Origin of the sequence: Vibrio rumoiensis (assembly GCF_002218045.2) — a bacterium.
GTDB classification, from domain to species: Bacteria; Pseudomonadota; Gammaproteobacteria; order Enterobacterales; family Vibrionaceae; genus Vibrio; species Vibrio rumoiensis.
Genome location: NZ_AP018685.1, coordinates 2,629,705 through 2,646,582, shown reverse-complemented (window position 1 = coordinate 2,646,582; position 16,878 = coordinate 2,629,705). Strand labels below are relative to the sequence as shown.

Below are 16,878 nucleotides of genomic sequence, written 5' to 3'. Positions count from 1 at the left end.
TGGAAGGAAAGATAAATATTATCGCGGCACTATTTCATTTCACTGCGTTTTTAAGGAGATAAAAAGCAGTATTCGATGAGCGTGAGGGCTCATGATTTGGTTTAGGAGGAAATAGTAACGACCAATGCAAAATATCATATTCTGCAAATAGATATTGAACAAGTCGTTACTGATTTATTTAATTCTCTGTTTCTAATTGTTGCAATAGGATCACCGCTTGAGTACGGTTTTTAACGTCTAGTTTACGGAATATCGCCGTCATGTGGGCTTTAATAGTTGCCTCTGAGACATTGAGTTCATAAGCAATTTGCTTGTTAAGTAATCCATCGGACAACATTCCTAACACTTTATATTGCTGTGGCGTCAGAGAGGTGAGTTTTTGGCTGAGTTCATTGCAAGCGTCATTATTTTGAATTAGACCTTCAGGAAAGAATGGGTCGCCATTGAGCACTTGGTTGAGCGCGCTATTGAGCTCTCGCATATCGCTGGATTTAGGGATAAATCCAAAGGCACCGTGGCTTTTTACTTGGCTGACGACGCTTGATTCTTCACTGGCGGAAATGACCACAATCGGTAAATCTGGATACTCTGAACGTAGGTGAATTAACCCTGACATGCCATTTGAGCCGGGCATTTTAAGATCGAGTAATAATAGATCGGGTTCATCGACTTTCTTGATTAATGCGAGTAATGCATCAAGAGAGTCGGCTTCGTGTAAGTTAGCGCCACTCACCGCCATATGAATTGATTGAAATAGGGCGTTACGAAAGAGTGGATGATCATCTGCAATGATAATGTTGTATGTCGAATCCATGACAATAAGTTCACTGTTAAAGTAACAATGGTTTTATTATCAACCTGTTTAACCGTTCCCTCAACCAAGCAGAGGCAAAAATCTGAACTATATCCGACTTTTGTCTAATTTGTACTCAGGCAGCCCCTAGAGCAATTGGTTTTTCTTGAGGTGCAGTGAAAATTTTTCGGCATTCATAAAGCCAGCAATACGAGCTTGAGGAACGTGTTCACCTTGTGAATTCCAAAACTCAATCGTTGGTAGACCGAGTACCTTCATTTTTTCCATGAGTGCAATATCATCTGGCGTGGTAGCGGTCACATCGGCTTGAATCAAAACAAAGTTTGCTAATTCACTGGCGACTTTAGGATCATGAAAAGTGTATTTTTCGAATTCTTTACAGGCGACACACCAATCGGCGTAGAAATCAAACATCACCGGTTTATTGGCGGCTTTGGCTTGGGCTAATTGTTGCTCCAACTCACTGACGGTTGAGATGCGAGTAAACGTCACGTTCGCTTGTGCGGGTTGAGATTGAGTGTGATATTGCCCTGAAGTCATGATGCCGCTTGTTTGCAGGCCGGTGTAAGCAGAAAAAACCAACCCAAGAATCGCAATAATACCGAGCAGACTTTGTTTCCAGCTGGCTTGTTGCATAGTGTGTTTGACATGATACAGCCAACCAAAAGCGGCTAAACCAAGCACGACCCATAAAGCTTGCGCCCAAACGTCAGGTAAGATGCGCTCTAATAAGAAAATCGGCGCAGCCAGCAAGATAAAGCCAAAGAGCACTTTTACTCGGTTCATCCACTCGCCAGCTTGAGGCAGTAATTTATTGCCAAACACCGCGACGATAATCAGTGGAATGCCCATTCCGATGGCGAGTGCGTATAGAGCAATCGCACCGGTGAGTAGATCACCACTTTGCGCGACATACAATAACGCGCCAGAAAGCGGCGCAGTAGTACAAGGCGAGCAGACTAATCCTGAAATCACGCCCATGATAAACACGCCAATTAAATTGCCGCCTTGTTGTTTGTTACTTTGTTCGTTAAGCCAAGTTTGCAAGCGACTCGGCAGTTGAATGGTATACAAGCCAAACATCGACAAAGAGAGCAGCACAAATAGCACACTTAAACCAATCAATACTGCGGGAGCTTGCAGCGCCGCTTGGAATTGCACCCCAAGGGAGGCAACCACAAGCCCAAGCAGCATGTAAGTCAGCGCCATGCCTTGTACGTAGATGAACGACAGTTTAAAGGCTTTCTTTGCACTCAGACGTCCACCGCCCAAAACGATGCCGGTTAAAATAGGGTACATCGGCAACACGCAAGGTGTGAAGGCTAAGCCAATTCCAAGCAGTAAGAATAATAACGGTGTCCACCAGTGCTCAGCCAGCTGAGAGGCAATATTGCTATCTTCAGAATGGAGGCCGGTGGTCGCTTGAGCTTGGTTGTCTATTGTTTGATTACTTGTTATTGAACCTGACGTTGCGTTAGAGAGTTGTCCTATTTGATCTAGAGGGACGATGCGCGTTTCCGGCGGGTAGCAAAAACCGGTGGTGGCGCAACCCTGATATTGGACGATCAGTTGACCGTTATCCGCGACGCTTTTTAATGGAATCTCGACACTGACCGGTTCGGTGAAAATATGCACATCACCAAAAAATTCATCGGAATGGAAAGTCCCTTCAGGAATCTTCGCTTCGCCCATTTCGGCCTGTTTAGTTTGGAAAGAAAAACGCTCGCGGTACAAGTAGTAACCCGGTTTGATTTGCCAATCTAGGGTGATGGTGTCGCCTTGTTGCATAAAGTTGAACGGGAATGCTTGGTCAACCGGCACGAATTGATTGTTGGTGGCCGGCGTTGCAGAATTGGTGAAATCGGCTAAAGGCGCTTGCGCCGAGTCAAAGTTGGCCGCGTGAGCGGTTGTTGAAAAACCAATGAATAAGCTCACGAGCAAAGTGAATAAGCAACGAATGGCGGCCATAAAATCTCAATAATCAGATAATTTAAAAAAGAGTGATATAAGACCACGCAAAGGTGGTTTTGGTTTCATAGCCGCAAGTATATCACAGTGATTTATTGTCGCAGTCGTTGAGAGGAGGTTTGTTGCACGCAAAAAAAACGAGTCCGCAGACTCGTTTTGATGAATACTTGTTATTCAATGATGAACTAGAGAATTAATCCACCGAACACAAAGCCCAGAATGACTGAAGATGCAATCGTCACGACACCTGGGATCATGAATGGGTGGTTAAATACCCACTTACCAATTCGAGTTGAACCTGTGTCATCCATTTCAACCGCCGCTAATAGCGTTGGGTAGGTTGGCAATACAAAGAGAGCACTTACCGCAGCAAATGATGCGACAGCCGTAAGAGGAGCGACGCCAATCGCTAGCGCGGCAGGCATTAATGCGGTTGTGGTTGCACCTTGAGAGTAAAGCAACATAGAAGCAAAGAACAAAGTAATCGCTAGCATCCATGGGTATTGTTGTAGTAAATCACCCGCAAAATGTTTGATTTCATTTAAGTGAGCGGACACAAAAGTATCCCCTAACCAAGCCACACCGAGTACACAAATACATGCGCTCATACCTGAACGGAACGTTGCGGCGGTCGTTACTTTGTTGGCATCAAGTTTACAAAATACAACTATTGCTGCCGCAGCACTTAGCATAATGGCCATAATCGCGTGGTTGCGGTCGATGTGAGGGTGAGTAATTAAACCAATAGAGTCACTGATTAATGTGGCGTAAACCACGACAATCGCAATCGCAACTGCAAAAATATACACAGAAAGTTTTGCCGCTGAGGTCACTTTCATTTGGGTACTTTTCTTTAATTGAATTAACCCTTTTGCCATACGCTCTTGGTAGATAGGATCATCTTTGAGTTCACAACCCATGAAGTTGGCAACGAAAGCACCAATCATACAAGCTAGGAATGTCGTTGGGATACAAACCAATAGTAAATGTAGGTAGCTAATGCCTAATGGTTCTAAAAGGCCAGCAAAATACACAACCGCAGCAGAAATTGGTGAAGCGGTAATGGCAATTTGTGAAGCGATAACCGCAATAGACAGTGGTCTTGAAGGGCGAACGCCTTGCTCTTTTGCTACTTCAGCGATAACGGGGAGTGTTGAGAATGCTGTATGACCGGTACCGGCAAGCAGCGTCATAAAGTAAGTGACAATGGGTGCGTAGAAGGTAATACGTTTTGGGTTCTTACGTAAAAATTGTTCCGCCAATTGTACTAACCAATCCATACCGCCAGCGACTTGCATAGACGCAATGGCAGTAATTACGGATGCAATGATCAAAATCACATCAATTGGGATGGTTCCGGCATCGACACCAAAGACCATGGTGAGAACGACCACGCCCGCACCACCGGCAAAACCGATCCCTATCCCGCCCATTCGGGCACCGATATAAATAAACAGTAATACAATAAATAGTTGTAATAACATGTTGTTACCTTCTTTTAAATCTAAAAATCAACCTGAGGTGCAGACTTGAAATAGGCTAAAAATCCGCATAGCACGTTAATTTTTGAAGTCACTTGGGTATATAAGCAAAAGAAAGGGAACGATAAATACGTTCCCTTAATTCGACGAACAACTAGTTATAGCGCTTCGCTTTGTATTGCGGATGCATTAGGTTTTCTGGTGAGAAAATTTCGTCTAATTGCTCTTCGGTGAGTAGGCCGCGGTCGAGTACGATTTCACGTACGCTCTTACCTGTTTCAGCACAGATTTTACCCACGATGTCACCTTGGTGGTGGCCAATGTATGGGTTTAGGTAAGTCACGATACCAATAGAGTTGAATACGTAGGCTTCACATACTTCTTTGTTTACGGTAATACCGTCAACACACTTGTCACGTAGGTTTACACAGGCATTTTTCAGAATTTCTAGAGATTCAAACATGCATTGTGCAATGACAGGTTCCATTACGTTTAGCTGTAACTGACCACCTTCAGCGGCAAATGAAATAGTGGTGTCGTTGCCTAGTACTTTAAAGCACACTTGGTTAACCACTTCTGGGACAACAGGGTTTACTTTTGCAGGCATGATTGAAGAGCCCGCTTGTAGTTCTGGTAGGTTTAATTCATTTAAACCAGCGCGAGGACCTGAAGACAGTAGACGTAAATCGTTACAGATCTTAGACAGTTTCACGGCAAGACGTTTTAGTGCGCTATGAGCCATGACATAAGCGCCACAGTCAGAGGTTGCTTCGATTAAGTCTTCCGCTGGAACACATTCATGGCCCGTGACTTCTGATAGGTGTTTAACTGCAAGCGCTTGGTATTCTGGTGCGGCGTTTAGACCCGTACCAATCGCCGTTGCACCTAAGTTCACTTCAAGTAATAGTTTTGAAATGTATTGTAGGTTACGAACTTCTTCGTTCAACGTCACAGACCAAGCGTGGAATTCTTGTCCAACGGTCATTGGTACCGCGTCTTGTAGCTGAGTACGGCCCATTTTGATGACAGTATCAAACTCGGTGCTCTTAAGATCGAAAGCGCCTTTTAGGTATTCAACCGCATCAATCATTTTCATGATGCTGTTGTATACTGCGATACGGAAGCCGGTTGGGTAAGCACAGTTCGTTGACTGGCTCTTATTCACATGGTCATTTGGGTTGATGAAGTCGTATTGACCTTTTTCTTTGCCCATTAATTCGAGTGCTAGGTTAGCGATCACTTCATTAGTGTTCATGTTAACTGAAGTACCTGCGCCACCCTGAAATACGTCCGATGGGAATTGATCCATGCATTTGCCAGTATTTAGGATAACGTCACAAGCTTGAATAATGTAATCGCTGATGTCAGCAGGCAATACGCCAATTTCTTTGTTGGCAAGCGCGGCTGCTTTTTTAGTCATTACCATGCCACGTACAAATTCAGGTACGTCAGAAATAGTGGCATTTGAGATGTTGAAGTTTTCTACTGCACGGATAGTGTGAATACCATAATAAGCTTCAGCGGGTACTTCACGAGTGCCTAGTAAATCTTCTTCAATACGGAATTGTTGAACAGGTGTATCAATTGTTGGTGTAGTCATTGGATGGATCCTATAAGCATGGAACGCTAATAAAAAAATATCTTTGCCGATGTTGCTTAGAATCCATTCACTGCATACAGGTGGCTTATCTTTGACGCTGCAATCATACCCCTTTATGGGTATAAAAATAGATCATAGATCAAACTTTTGATTGCATATTGCATCTTAATAAGAGTTTCTGTCTGTTTGCAAACGAATTGTTTTTGAAGTGTGAAACTTTCTATAGGTATCTCGTTATATTGGCCATATTCATTTAAAAATGACCAAACACGAGATCGTTATATTTTAAGATGGTTAACATTTGTTGTCTGAGCTTAGAAAGCATACACTGAAAACCTGATTACAGGAGGTGTCTGTGTTTCCGATTTTAGTTATTTTATTTATATGCGTGCCGATTATTGAGATTGCGTTATTTATTCAAGTGGGTGATCTGATTGGCTTATGGCCGACCATTGCCATCGTATTACTGACCGCTTTTGTCGGTGCATCGCTGGTTCGTAGTCAGGGGATTCAAACCTTGATGTCGGTGCAGTCTCGTTTGCAACAAGGTGAACTGCCAGCGCAACAAATTATTGAAGGGGTAATGTTGGCCGTATCAGGGGTATTACTATTGACTCCCGGCTTTATGACCGACGCACTGGGTATGTTGGTCTTGTTGCCCGCTCCTCGCGCATGGCTGGCGAAACAATTAATGCAGCGAGTGAAAGTCAGTTCTTCTGCTCAGTTTCATTCATCATCGCAATTTCATGGCGACAATCCATTTAATACCTCGGAGCATGATCAGCAAGGGGATGTATTTGAAGGAGAATTTGAAAAGAAAACCGATGAAGATAAAAGGATAGATAAGTAGAGGGTTATGGGTTTCTAGTTTCTAGGAAGAGCGTTTTCGGATCTCGTGGCTCGGGCGCTCCGCTGCTCGTGGCTTGAAAGAGTGAGAAGATGGTAACGAGATGCGTGAACGCTTCGCTCCGAGTTGCGAGTCCTTCATCTGAGCGATGATACTTTCGCTCTTACGCGCAATCCGAAACTCGTCACCCGCAACAAAAGCGCTTTTCGGCTCTCGAGCGAAGCGTCCCCGAGTCTCGTTTCTTTCTTTTCTTAGCTCTTTCGCTTTTTTCTTTTCCGAGCCACTAGCAGCATAGCGCCCGAGTCCCTATACACGAAAAAGACCCCAGCTCTCACCACGGTCTTCTTATCTTCTTCTAGGAACTAGCAACCTAGTTCCTCTTACTTTTAAACCGCCCCTTCAAATCCCATTTGACGCCACGCTTCAAACGCTATAATTGCCACGGCATTGGATAGATTCAAACTACGGCTGTCTGGCATCATAGGAATGCGAATGCGTTGTTCCATTGGCAGTGCTTCAATGGTGTCAGCGGGTAGGCCTCGGGTCTCTGGGCCAAATAATAAGACATCGCCTTGCTTAAATTCTGCATCCACATGGTGACCGGTGGTTTTCGTTGTGCAGGCGAAAATACGGTAGTGACCACCTTTTTCTTGCTCTAGATACTCAATAAAAGCGGCGTAATCTTTGTGACGCTTTACTCGTGCTAAATCGTGATAATCAAGCCCAGCACGACGAACTTTCTTCTCTTCTAAATCAAACCCTAATGGCTCAATTAAATGCAGGTTAGCGCCACAGTTTGCACATAAGCGAATGATGTTGCCGGTGTTCGGGGCGATTTCTGGTTCAAATAAAGCAATGTCAAACATAGTGGTGATACCGTTAGTTGATTAGGTTACTTGTAAAGAGAGGGCAATAATACCAGCCCTTGATCATAAATCGATAGGTAAAGTCAATTGTACGGCCAGACCACCATGTTTGCTGCGTGACGCTTGAATCTCGCCATTGTGCTGCATAATGACATTATGAGTGATCGCCAAGCCTAAACCCGCACCACCGCTGTGTCGGTCCCGAGCGGTTGAAACACGATAAAATGGACGGAAAATGGCGTCTAACTCGGAATCATCGACACCTTCACCATCGTCTTCAATTTGTATGAGTAGTTTGTCGTTCTGCAGAGTGAACGTGACCCAAACCGATTGATGGCAATAACGAATGGCATTACGTATGACATTTTCGACCGCACTAATCAGTAAATTTGGATTCCCTGTGATATGAGCGTTCGGGATCGATTCACAAATGAGTGTTTTCTGTTGTTGCTCCGCTTCAAACTTACCATCTTCAATGGTGTCCTCCCAAAGCTCTTGAATGAAGAGATGCTGGCGAATTTGATGGGCATCGATTTGTCGGCGCGATAGCTCTAATAATTCATTGATCATCAATTCTAACCGTTCTGCTTCGGTATCGATGCGAGTGAGTTCGGCGCTTTCACCTTGCTTACGAATCGCTAATGCATTCGCCATTCTTAAGCGAGTGAGAGGGGAACGCAGTTCATGAGAAATATTGGACAATAGCCGCTGTTGTTCGGAAATCTTATTGTTGATGGCGGTGACCATTTGGTTAAAGCTCGCGCCAGCTTGTTTAAATTCACTCGGCCCTTTTTCTAACTCCGGATCGTATTCGATTACTCCGCGTGCGACTTTCTGAGCCGCTTTCTCTAATCGCATTGCAGGCTTACTGAGTGCCCATGCGAGCCATAATAGAAGAGGGGTACTGATCAGCATCACGGCCAACAGAAGTTGAATCGGCTTATCGAGTAATTGCAATAAAAAGGGCGGTGGTTGGTGCCAACGAATCGCAAAGTACATGTATAGGTTTTGCTTGGCAATTACGACCGGGATCGGCCCTGCGACCATCAACCTGCCGTAGAGACGTTGTTGAGGGCGGTCTAATTTATCGGATTGAGTAATAAAGTTATTTAATGCCCGTAGTCTCATACCTTGAGGTGGATTGAGCCAGCGACCATCCGCATTGGTAAAATAATAGCTTAGGCGACCATGGTCGATATTGGTGCGCTCAATAGTGGTTAATGCGCTGCGCAATGAGTGGGTATCTTGATAAGTCTTCGTTAAATCTTGACCTGTTTGTTGCATCCCTTTTAAAGGCTCGTTTGGGATGTCATGCAATTGCCTTGGGTCGAGCTGTGAGGCGGCCAATACAGCGATCACCACTAACAGCATGGTTAGCCAAAAAATAGCAAAAATTCGCCCATATAAACTGGAGAACTTAGGTAAGTTCATTATTGGTCCTCAATCATTAAATAGCCTTTCCCTCGTAAGGTTTTGATCAATGAATGTTCATTATGTTCTGACAGTTTTTTTCTTAAATTAGAGACATGCATATCAATCGCCCGATCAAACGGACTGAGTCGTTTACCTAGCACTTCTAGGCTTAAATCTTCTTTACTAATCGACTCACCCATATGACTTAAAAAATACTCTAATAAAGCAAATTCGGTCGTGGTGAGGTCAAGTAATGCCCCTTGATAATACGCCTCTTGCTTACCGGGAAAAACTTGTAAACCATGTGGTGTGGTTTCCGAGGTTTCTGGTTTAACGGCTTGAGTGCGGCGTAAAATAGCACGTATGCGCGCCATTAGTTCACGGTCACTAAATGGCTTTGGCAAGTAGTCATCGGCGCCTAATTCAAGCCCTATCACGCGGTCGACTTCTTCACCTTTGGCAGTCAGCATTAACACTGGCGTTTGCCATTGTTGCCTTAGTTGTTTGAGCATCTCCATACCGTTCATTTTGGGCATCATGATATCGAGTAAGATCAAATCAACACTACTGTCGAGGGCTTCTAAGCCTTCATAACCATTGTGAGCCTGTGAAACGGTAAAGCCTTCTAAGGTTAAAATATCCTCAAGCAAGGCAGTGAGTTCGCTATCATCATCAACTAATAGAATATGGGTCATAAAGAGCCTTTTAGGTATTTCCCTGGTATTTGACGTTGCAGTTTTGTTATTGACGTTCATTCACCCTAATCACATAGGAGCGCTATGATTATAGAATCTCATTGACTTGTCGGCTGACTGTCACGCCAGTTACTTTGGACGCTATATATCGAATGCAATAATAGCATTATCTCTGTTTCGTTAGGAAAAACGACTAGTTTGACAACGATTTACATTGTTTTACGTAAGCGATACACCCTTTTACATTGCAGAGGCTATTCTGATTGGCATAGGAACACCGACAAATAAAAATGAGTGTTCACCATATCCATAATAGAAAGGTACAGAATTATGAAATCATTTATCACAAAAAGCGCACTCGTGTTACTTGCTGCCCCTTTGGCTTTCGGTTCTGCTTCTGCCTTAGCCGCCGGTCACGGTGATCACGTTAAAATGGATCAAAAGTGTGGCATGGGGATGGAACGTGGCATCTGGAAACAGCTTGATTTAACGGATGCACAAAAAACAAAATTAAAAGAATTACGTCAGCAAGATTTTGCCGCAATGAAAGACGGTTTTAAGTCGAATATGGCGGAAATGTCGGCAGAGCATGAGCAAATGCAAAAATTGGTAATGGCGGATAATTTTGACCAAGCGGCAGTCACAGACCTTGCTCAAAAAATGGCAGCACAACGTGTTGAAGGCCAAGTGAAAATGGCAAAAGCACGCCATGATATGTTTAGTGTATTGACGCCTGAGCAGAAGCAAGAGTTCACTAAATTAAAAGGTGAGCAACATCAGCAATGCATGGAAAAGTGGCAAAAAATGAAAGACCATGCACATAAAAAAGGCTCACGCGCCGAGAAAAACGCTGAATAACTAGTGTCAGTATTTTTAGAATCGTTAAGGCGGCCAAGTTGGGCCGCCTTATTTTTGATAGGTGGCATTCGTTCGCTAAAAAAGAAAAACCCCGAGAGCAAAAGCCCATCGGGGTTATAGTCTTACTCGCAGCAATCCGGCTACTAATAGTGCTCCATGCATCAAATCCTTGATAGCAGTGCTGTGTCCTTCAGCGTATTCCTTTTCATCGCCATCCTAGCGGTGTCCTTGGCCTTATCCTAGCCTGCTAATTATCCTAATTAGCGCGCATCACTTGTTCCATGAGCGGTGTCCATTCACATCGTCCTGATGTGTGTTCCATAGCCTCAATCCTGAGGTGTCCATTGTCTTTCCTTAGTCATTACCATCCTAGTAATGATTGCGTCCATTCAATGTCCGTTTGCTCCGTGCTGATTACTCATCCTAAGTAACCAAATCTTCATCCTGAAGATGACCAATCCTTGGGTCTTTCCTGTTCCTGTCAGCATCCTTCCGACAGGGTTAATATTACGCATAAACCTAAAAGGAACAATGGTGCGAGTTCAAATTATTTAATAAAAAATAACACAATTATAACCTGGTTCTTTATCTTTCAATGCCTTAGGGTGTTTTTTGTCGCTTTTTATTATGCATTAATGTTAGTTTTCTCACTTATTTGTGCGAGATCTCGCACAAGAGTGAGGTGGTAAGTCTGCATATTAGCTCAAATGACCAATTGCTTGGGTTAAGATCACTCCCCCTAATAGTGTGAAGATGATCCCACAAATGCTATCTATGTAGATTGCCGAGGCTTCCAATTTACGTTGTAAAGTTTTGGTGGACAACATCCAAGCCAACAGTGAAAACCACAATAAAGCCAATGACCATAAAATAAATACCGCGGCGCTTTTTCCTGCGACCGACATAGTGGCAGGGACTAAAGACGACATCAAACTGACAAAAAACACTAAGGCTTTGGGGTTCAATAAATTGGTCATTAACCCTTTGGAAAACGCTTTGGTTTGATCTTTCAGTATCCGGCTTGGCTTACGTTCGGTTTGGTTGTCTGAACGTTTGTGCTGATAAATAGATTTAAGCGCACCAAAGCCTAGCCATAGTAAATAGCTACCACCGAGCAGTTGTAAAATAGAAAAAAACATCGGATGTTGCTGAACTAGGTAACTAATGCCCGTGATACTTAAGATCGAATGAATCAAGATCCCTAGCGATAACCCAGCGGCGATGGTTAACCCGGTTTTTCGACCATGGTGACTGGTATTTTGTACGATCAGAGCAAAGTCCGGCCCAGGGCTCATTAAAGCAATAAAGTGCACACTGGCGAGGGTGAGTAATAAACTAATTTCGTTCATTGGTTTGGTTTAAATCCTGTGTCAACGTTTCATTGGTAATATCAACGTCTAGCGCATCCTTTTTCTGTGCGGCGGCTAATCTTTTGTTGTTAGCGTTGTTCTTTAATCCATCCCAAGTAAACACAATCAATGCTGCCCAAATGCAAGCAAAAGTGATGATTTTATCTTGAGTGAAGGATTCGCCATAAACAAACACCGCTAAGATGAACATTAAGCTTGGTCCGATATATTGAATAAAACCTAAGGTGGCGAGACGTAAGCGTACCGCCGCCCCAGCAAAACATAGTAAAGGGAGTGTTGTAACAATACCGGCAGAAATCAGTAAGACATTCAGCGTTAGGCTATTCTCGCCTAAGTGGCTGGTGGCGGTATCGGCGAACGCAAACAAGTAAAGAAACGCCACTGGGAGCAGTACTAAGGTTTCAATGAATAATCCGGTAAAGGCATCCAAATTAACCTTTTTACGTAATAAGCCATACATACCAAACGTGAATGCCAGCATCATTGCAATGATCGGTACTGAACCAAACACTACCAGTTGCACTAACACACCAATGGTGGCGAGCGCGACCGCAAACCATTGCAGTTTACGTAACTTCTCACTTAAAAAAATCATGCCTAAGATGACATTAAATAAAGGGTTGATGTAATACCCTAAGCTGGCATCGAGCATGTGACCAATGCTGATCGCCCAAATGAATACGAGCCAATTGGCGCCAATAGTAACGGAAGTGATCAATAAATAAGTGACTTTGGTTTTAGAGCGTAATGTCTCTTTGACCGTTGGCCAGCCATTGGTGAAATACAATAACGCGGCAAGAAAAACAAAAGACCAGATAATGCGGTGACAAAGGATTTCAAAAGGGGGAACATCACCGAGGGCTTTAAAGTAGATTGGGGCAATTCCCCACATTAGGTAGGCAAGAACCGCAAGTAGTACGCCTTGCTGAGTACGTTTTAATTGATCATCCATAACGGTTTATCTTTTTATTATTAGAAAGGCCAGCAAGTATAAAATCGGATAAGTGATTTACCTAATGAATTACGGGAATAAGTAAATTGCCCGATCCTCATGTTTCAATCATATCCAAACTCGCATCTTGAGGTGACTTGGGTATACAATGGGCGGCTGATTTTTAGGTTCACTTTTTGTATTGAGATAGGCATGCCCACCACTGACGCTGCACAAGTGCATTCGCATTCAACACCGACACCGGCTCAAACTCTGCAAGATGTGTTTGGTTATCAGCACTTTCGTGTTGGTCAGCAAGAAGTGATCGACAGTGTGCTCGCCGGGCAAGATAGCTTAGTGATCATGCCCACCGGTGGTGGCAAGTCTTTATGCTATCAAGTTCCTGCTTTGCTGCATTCTGGTCTCACCATTGTTATCTCCCCGTTGATTTCTTTAATGAAAGACCAAGTCGACCAATTAAAAGCCAATGGGGTGGCGGCAGAATGCATTAATTCCAGTATGGAAAGAGAGGAGTTGATTCGGGTATATAACCGGATGAACAACGGCCAATTGAAGATGGTCTACATCTCACCGGAGCGTATCTTAAGCCGAGATTTTAGTGAACGATTAGAGCACTTACCACTGAGCATGATTGCGGTCGATGAAGCGCACTGTATTTCTCAATGGGGGCATGATTTTCGTCCTGAGTACGCACTACTTGGCCAATTAAAGCAGCGTTTTCCTCATGTGCCGGTGATGGCATTAACCGCGACTGCTGATGACGCGACGCGTAAAGACATTATTTCTCGCCTGCAACTCAATCAACCTTTGGAATATTTGGGTAGCTTTGATCGCCCTAATATTCGCTACACCTTATTAGAAAAACATAAGCCCGTTTCTCAAGTGATCCGCTACCTTGCAACGCAAAAAGGGCAGTGTGGCATCATTTATTGTGGCAGCCGTAAAAAGGTCGAAATGGTGACCGAGAAGCTGTGTAACAATCATATTCGTGCCGCAGGTTATCATGCCGGTATGGATAATGATGAGCGGGCTTATGTGCAAGAAGCCTTTCAAAAAGACGACATTCAAATCGTGGTAGCGACGGTGGCCTTTGGGATGGGCATCAATAAGCCCAACGTGCGTTTCGTACTGCATTTCGATATTCCGCGTAACATTGAATCTTATTATCAAGAAACCGGGCGAGCAGGACGCGATGGCTTACCGGCGGAAGCGGTGATGTTATATGACCCTGCTGATATGGGGTGGTTGCGTCGCATGTTGGATGAAAAAGACGATGGCCCGCAAAAACAGGTAGAAACCCATAAACTGAATGCGATGAGTGCTTTTGCTGAAGCGCAAACCTGTCGTCGCCAAGTACTGCTAAATTACTTTGGCGAATATAGCCATAAAGCGTGTGGTAACTGTGATATCTGCTTAGATCCACCGAAACATTTTGATGGCACCGAAGCGGCGCAAAAGGCACTTTCTTGTGTGTACCGAGTCAATCAAAGTTTTGGGGTCGGTTATGTGGTGGAAGTGTTACGTGGCATGCAAAATATTCGAGTGCGTGATAACGGCCACGACAAGATCAGCACCTATGGGATAGGCAAAGAACATAGTCATGATTATTGGGTCAGCATCATGCGCCAATTGATTCACAAAGGACTACTCACGCAAAATATTACTCGTAACTCTACCTTGCAACTAACTGAAGAAGCCCGTCCTTTATTGCGTGGTGAAATGTCGATTGAATTGGCGGTGCCGCGTTTAGATACCGCAGTACGTTCAGCTAAAAACGACAAACTGGTCACTAAAAATTACGATAAGAAGTTATTTGCCAAGTTACGTAAATTGCGTAAAGCGATTGCCGATGAAGATGGTTTGCCACCTTATGTGGTATTCAGTGATGCAACGTTAGTCGACATGGCTGATATATTGCCGACGTCTTATGGTGAAATGCTAGCAGTTAACGGGGTAGGACAGCGCAAGCTAGAAAAATACGCCGATGCCTTTTTAGATTTAATTCAAGAACATTTAACCAATGGTGAAGGGTAGGTTATGGCCAAATACAGCTTAAGAGAATTCGATGCACAGGCTGGGCGAGTTATTTTACTTAACCCTAGGTTTGATTATGACTCTTTTCCAGTATTTGGCTCAGAGTTGGTGAAGTTGTTATCGGCTTCTATTATTGAAAAGCAAAATGATGCGGATTTGCATTCCTGGCTGATTGATTTTGAAGGCTGCCAATTATTTTTACGTGCGGAACATTATTCCGAAACTATTTGGTTAGAAGCGATGGCACCGAATCAGGCCGATGAAGAGCTGCAATATCTTGCCAAACTCTTCGCTATGGGGATAGGGTAGAGCTTAAGGGCGGCTCGCTTCGCTGCTAGACACGCTTCGCTTATCGTTACTCGTCTCTAGGGGCGGAAATGGTCAGTGATAAAAAGAGCCTTGATTTTCTTTGTATGCGGGTAAAACATTCTTCCGAGACCCGAGACCCGAGACCCGAGACCCGAGACCCGAGACCCGAGACCCGAGACCGGGTAAACAAACCATTGTTTGAAAAACGAACAGTTGAAGTGGATGATCATTTCTGTATAATCGCTCGCCTAAATATCTGACTAAATAGTCAAATACTGAACATTATTCATTTGCAATTATGGGTTCCCTCGCCCCCATATATTAAAAAAAGGTCACAATATGACTCGTTTAAAATCTGCTTCGCAGGCGGCGTTCTCGTCTGTTCAATATACTGATCAACAGCAAAATAAAGCCCTGTTTTGGTTGGTTATCTTTCATTTGGTGGTGATTGCATCCAGTAATTACTTGGTCCAAATTCCTTTTACTATTTTTGGTTTGCACACCACTTGGGGCGCATTCACTTTCCCGTTTATTTTCCTAGCCACCGATCTCACGGTACGTATATTTGGCGCAGGTATGGCACGTAAAATCATCTTTTGGGTGATGTTGCCCGCACTGGCGATTTCTTATGTATTATCGGTGATGTTCTTTGAAGGCAAGTTCCAAGGAATGGCTCAACTGGGGGTGTTTAACCTGTTTGTTGCCCGTATTGCGATTGCCAGCTTTATGGCGTACTTGCTTGGTCAGATTATGGATGTACACGTTTTTAATCGCTTACGTCAGCTTAAGCAGTGGTGGGTTGCACCAACCTGTTCAACATTATTTGGTAATGCACTTGATACCATCGCCTTCTTCTCAATTGCTTTTTATATGAGCAGCGATCCATTTATGGCGGAACATTGGACCGAAATTGCGTTGGTTGATTACAGTGTGAAATTGATTATTAGCCTAGGTTTGTTTGTGCCTATGTATGGTGTACTACTTAATTACTTAATGAAAAAGCTCACCACGGTAGCTGACGTTTCCTCTCAACAAGAAGTGAATGCGTAAGCGTGACTGGTCGCTCGGGCGCTCCGCTGTTCGTTTATCGAGGGTGATACATTTAACACCGTCATTCCAAAAGTGAGGGACGAGCTGTTTGGAATCTCCTATAGTGATTGGAGATCCTGAACTACGCTCCTACGTCGCTTTTCAGGATGACGATTTTTTATGATGTCTTTGTGCCACAGCTAAAAATACCGAGCAACTCAGCTTCTTCTTTTCCTAGACTAGGCGCTCGTAGCTAGAAACCTCTTTTCTTTTTCGAGCTACGAGCAGCGTAGCGCCCGAGCCCCGAGTAACGATATAATTCCTCTTTATCTCAAAATAAAAAGTGATTTAAATATCAATCAATTAGCTTTATTGGTTTACTTTTTTAAAAATTAAATGATATTTTTTCTCATTTAGGGGTTGATCATTTAATGAGAATGATTATTATTAACTACGTCGAAAGGGAAAAGAGAATCAAATGCAGCAGCATGAGATTCTTGGCTTCTTTAAGACACGACATTGCTCACATTGCTTCCAGTGTATTTTGTACCAACTCCAGTAATGAGTTAATTATTACAATCATTGGTACCAGCTTTCGTGGTAGGTGCATCAAGTATGACATCTAACCATTTTTGCTAAGCG

14 protein-coding genes are annotated in these 16,878 nt (G+C 43.7%); 5 read left to right on the top strand and 9 right to left on the bottom strand.

Annotation, left to right across the window (positions count from 1 at the left end; genetic code table 11):
- Positions 1-178: 178 nt before the first annotated feature.
- The 4 genes from VRUMOI_RS12055 to aspA all read right to left on the bottom strand — a co-directional run bounded on the left by VRUMOI_RS12055 (position 179) and on the right by aspA (position 5,863).
- Positions 179-814: a response regulator gene (locus VRUMOI_RS12055; RefSeq protein ID WP_089137679.1), complete on the bottom strand. Its 636-nt coding sequence runs from the start codon at positions 812-814 to the stop codon at positions 179-181.
- A gap of 126 nt (positions 815-940) precedes the next feature.
- Positions 941-2,782: a protein-disulfide reductase DsbD gene (locus VRUMOI_RS12050; protein WP_089137680.1), complete on the bottom strand. Its 1,842-nt coding sequence runs from the start codon at positions 2,780-2,782 to the stop codon at positions 941-943.
- Positions 2,783-2,967: 185 nt separating this feature from the next.
- Positions 2,968-4,266, bottom strand: a complete 1,299-nt coding sequence (locus tag VRUMOI_RS12045; RefSeq protein ID WP_089137681.1) for an anaerobic C4-dicarboxylate transporter — start codon at positions 4,264-4,266, stop codon at positions 2,968-2,970.
- 151 nt (positions 4,267-4,417) lie between these two features.
- Positions 4,418-5,863: an aspartate ammonia-lyase gene (gene aspA / locus VRUMOI_RS12040; protein ID WP_089137682.1), complete on the bottom strand. Its 1,446-nt coding sequence runs from the start codon at positions 5,861-5,863 to the stop codon at positions 4,418-4,420.
- Positions 5,864-6,218: 355 nt separating this feature from the next.
- Between aspA and VRUMOI_RS12035 the strand changes: the two genes are divergently transcribed.
- On the top strand, positions 6,219-6,713 hold the full coding sequence (locus tag VRUMOI_RS12035) for an FxsA family protein (RefSeq protein ID WP_089137683.1): 495 nt from the start codon (positions 6,219-6,221) through the stop codon (positions 6,711-6,713).
- Between the two features lie 383 nt (positions 6,714-7,096).
- On the opposite strand, the gene trmL is transcribed toward VRUMOI_RS12035, so the two are convergent.
- From trmL to VRUMOI_RS12020, 3 genes are all read right to left on the bottom strand, one after another.
- Positions 7,097-7,576, bottom strand: coding sequence for a tRNA (uridine(34)/cytosine(34)/5-carboxymethylaminomethyluridine(34)-2'-O)-methyltransferase TrmL (trmL, locus tag VRUMOI_RS12030; RefSeq protein ID WP_089137684.1), 480 nt, complete (start codon positions 7,574-7,576; stop codon positions 7,097-7,099).
- 63 nt (positions 7,577-7,639) lie between these two features.
- A complete protein-coding gene (cpxA, locus tag VRUMOI_RS12025) occupies positions 7,640-9,007 on the bottom strand; it encodes an envelope stress sensor histidine kinase CpxA (protein ID WP_089137685.1) in 1,368 nt (455 codons plus the stop codon).
- Positions 9,007-9,684, bottom strand: coding sequence for a response regulator (locus tag VRUMOI_RS12020; RefSeq protein WP_089137686.1), 678 nt, complete (start codon positions 9,682-9,684; stop codon positions 9,007-9,009). Before VRUMOI_RS12020 ends, cpxA begins: the two co-directional genes overlap by 1 nt.
- A 330-nt stretch (positions 9,685-10,014) precedes the next feature.
- Here VRUMOI_RS12020 and VRUMOI_RS12015 point away from each other — a divergent pair, with 330 nt between their 5' ends.
- Entirely contained in the window at positions 10,015-10,542 is a 528-nt protein-coding gene (locus tag VRUMOI_RS12015) for a CpxP family protein (RefSeq protein ID WP_089137687.1), read from the top strand.
- Between the two features lie 698 nt (positions 10,543-11,240).
- On the opposite strand, the gene VRUMOI_RS12010 is transcribed toward VRUMOI_RS12015, so the two are convergent.
- Positions 11,241-11,891, bottom strand: coding sequence for a LysE family translocator (locus tag VRUMOI_RS12010; protein ID WP_089137688.1), 651 nt, complete (start codon positions 11,889-11,891; stop codon positions 11,241-11,243).
- Positions 11,878-12,864 carry an EamA family transporter RarD gene (gene rarD, locus VRUMOI_RS12005; protein WP_089137689.1) on the bottom strand — a complete coding sequence of 329 codons (987 nt, stop codon included), beginning with the start codon at positions 12,862-12,864 and terminating at the stop codon, positions 11,878-11,880. Before rarD ends, VRUMOI_RS12010 begins: the two co-directional genes overlap by 14 nt.
- 192 nt (positions 12,865-13,056) lie before the next feature.
- Between rarD and recQ the strand changes: the two genes are divergently transcribed.
- The 3 genes from recQ (at position 13,057) to VRUMOI_RS11990 (ending at position 16,257) form a co-directional block, all read left to right on the top strand.
- The gene (gene recQ, locus VRUMOI_RS12000; protein ID WP_089137690.1) at positions 13,057-14,898 is read left to right on the top strand and encodes an ATP-dependent DNA helicase RecQ; all 1,842 of its coding nucleotides are present in this window, start codon (positions 13,057-13,059) and stop codon (positions 14,896-14,898) included.
- Between the two features lie 3 nt (positions 14,899-14,901).
- The gene (locus VRUMOI_RS11995) at positions 14,902-15,207 is read left to right on the top strand and encodes a DUF3630 family protein (RefSeq protein ID WP_089137691.1); all 306 of its coding nucleotides are present in this window, start codon (positions 14,902-14,904) and stop codon (positions 15,205-15,207) included.
- Positions 15,208-15,546: 339 nt separating this feature from the next.
- Positions 15,547-16,257: a 7-cyano-7-deazaguanine/7-aminomethyl-7-deazaguanine transporter gene (locus VRUMOI_RS11990; protein WP_089137692.1), complete on the top strand. Its 711-nt coding sequence runs from the start codon at positions 15,547-15,549 to the stop codon at positions 16,255-16,257.
- Positions 16,258-16,878: the final 621 nt, after the last annotated feature.